Genomic DNA, 1,726 nt, shown 5'->3' on the forward strand with positions numbered 1-1,726 from the left:
AGCGGCGTGTTGCCGAACAGCCGCCACGCTTCATCAGCCAGAAGGTCGCTTTCGCAAAAACGGCTGGGCAGCAGGAACAGCAGCGTGTCCGCCGGCAGGTCGCGAACCTCGTGCTGCCAGGCCATCAGATCGCCCATCTCGAAAGTGCCGGGATCGCGGATCACCGCGTCGGTGCCGAAGGTGAAACGCCCGGGCGGCGCGACGAACCGGTTGCACCAATTGCCGAAACTGTCGCGATAGCTTTCGATCGGCACCGGCGGGTTGGAAATCAGGAAATCCGGCCGCTCGAGATCGGAGGCACGCGAATAATGCACATTCAGCATCGCGATGAGCGGCGTTTCCTGCGGAAAGTCGAAGCTCATCTCGCAGCCGATGTGGATTCGCATTGTCGTCCTGACGGCCTGCCTGACGATCACCCGGCGAAGCTCGGGTCGATGCTGCAGTGCGAAAATGACCATCGCACGGACCGTCATGGTTTACGAGCAAATTAGAAACCGGTTGAAAGCGATCCGGCGACGCCGGCAACGGTCGCTAACCCCTTGCGGTCGGGCGGTTCTCTTGTTTCACTTGGCGTCCCACATCAGGAGGTACGAATCATGGCTAAAGGTGCGATGAAGGCAGGCAAGGAAGCCCGCAAGCCGAAGAAGGACGCCAAGAAGCCCGCTCCGGCTCCCGCGCTGAAGGCGCCGCCGGTCAAGGCGATGAAGCTCAAGGACAAGTAGGTCCGGCGATCCACTTCGCAATAAGGGTTACGGCCGGCGACACTGTTGCCGGCCGCTGTTGATCGAGCGCTCGAAATTCCTATATTGGCATGGCGGGGACGACCTCGCGCTTCCCCAAAATCCGGACGGGACGACCCGCCATTGTTTGACTGATCGTCGGACGCCGAAATCACCTTTCGGTCCGATGCTCTGATGGAGCGTTGTCGATGTCGTGGATTCTTCTCTTTTTCGCCGGCCTGTTCGAGATCGGCTGGGCAATCGGCCTCAAATACACAGATGGCTTCTCGAAACTGGTGCCGACCGTGCTGACCGTTGCCTCTATGGTCGTCAGCCTCACTCTGCTCGGCCTGGCGCTGAAGGCGCTGCCCGTTGGCACCGCCTATGCGGTGTGGACCGGCATCGGCACCGTCGGTACGGCACTGCTCGGCATCTGGCTGCTCGGCGAACCAGCCACCGCGATCAGGCTGGCCTGCATCGCGCTCATCGTCTGCGGCATCATGGGGCTGAAGTTCGCCGCCTGACGGTCTTTTGGTTTGCGCATGTCATCCTCCCAGAACCGGGACCAATATTTGGGCGACATGGGACAAACACCTTCAGGGCCGCTGTGAGGCGACCCTGATTGTCGAAGCTGGCTGCTTCGGTAATCCTGAGGCTAGCGGGCGGAGAAGCCCGGCGGCGTCCTGCCGGTGCGCTGCTTGCGTGCCGCATAACGCGCGTCACGCTTGGCCTTGCGTTCGGCTTCGTCGGCCAGAAAACGGGCGATGCGCTCGTTCTCTTCGGATTCCCGAATCTTGGCCTCAGCCTGTGCAGCTTCCTCGGCGGCGATACGTGCCGCTTCGGCTGCTGCCTCGCGCTCGGCCTTCTCGACCGCTTCGCGTGCCAGCTTCTCCTGCTTCAGCCGAGCCTTTTCAGCTTCGCGGATTTCGCGGGCCGCGAGGATCGCCTTGCGTTCAGCCTGCCGCGCCAGCACAGCGGGATCATCCGCCGCCGGCTTTGCCTTGAAG

The 1,726-nt window shown here is 62.2% G+C and carries 3 protein-coding genes and 1 pseudogene; 2 read left to right on the forward strand and 2 right to left on the reverse strand.

From position 1 onward, the window contains the following. A pseudogene (locus EN893_RS32550) lies at window positions 1-386 on the reverse strand (transglutaminase family protein); the annotation flags it as partial. Between the two features lie 210 nt (window positions 387-596). Between EN893_RS32550 and EN893_RS39935 the strand changes: the two are divergent. Next, window positions 597-722, forward strand: a complete 126-nt coding sequence (locus tag EN893_RS39935; protein ID WP_013528464.1) for a hypothetical protein — start codon at window positions 597-599, stop codon at window positions 720-722. 206 nt (window positions 723-928) lie between these two features. Continuing rightward, a complete protein-coding gene (sugE, locus tag EN893_RS32560; protein WP_013528463.1) occupies window positions 929-1,243 on the forward strand; it encodes a quaternary ammonium compound efflux SMR transporter SugE in 315 nt (104 codons plus the stop codon). Window positions 1,244-1,374: 131 nt separating this feature from the next. On the opposite strand, the gene EN893_RS32565 is transcribed toward sugE, so the two are convergent. Further along, on the reverse strand, window positions 1,375-1,726 hold a 352-nt coding region (locus tag EN893_RS32565), incomplete at its 5' end, for a DUF6481 family protein (RefSeq protein ID WP_128362117.1).

It is taken from the genome of Mesorhizobium sp. M7A.F.Ca.CA.004.04.2.1 (assembly GCF_004022825.1).
Lineage (GTDB): Bacteria > Pseudomonadota > Alphaproteobacteria > Rhizobiales > Rhizobiaceae > Mesorhizobium.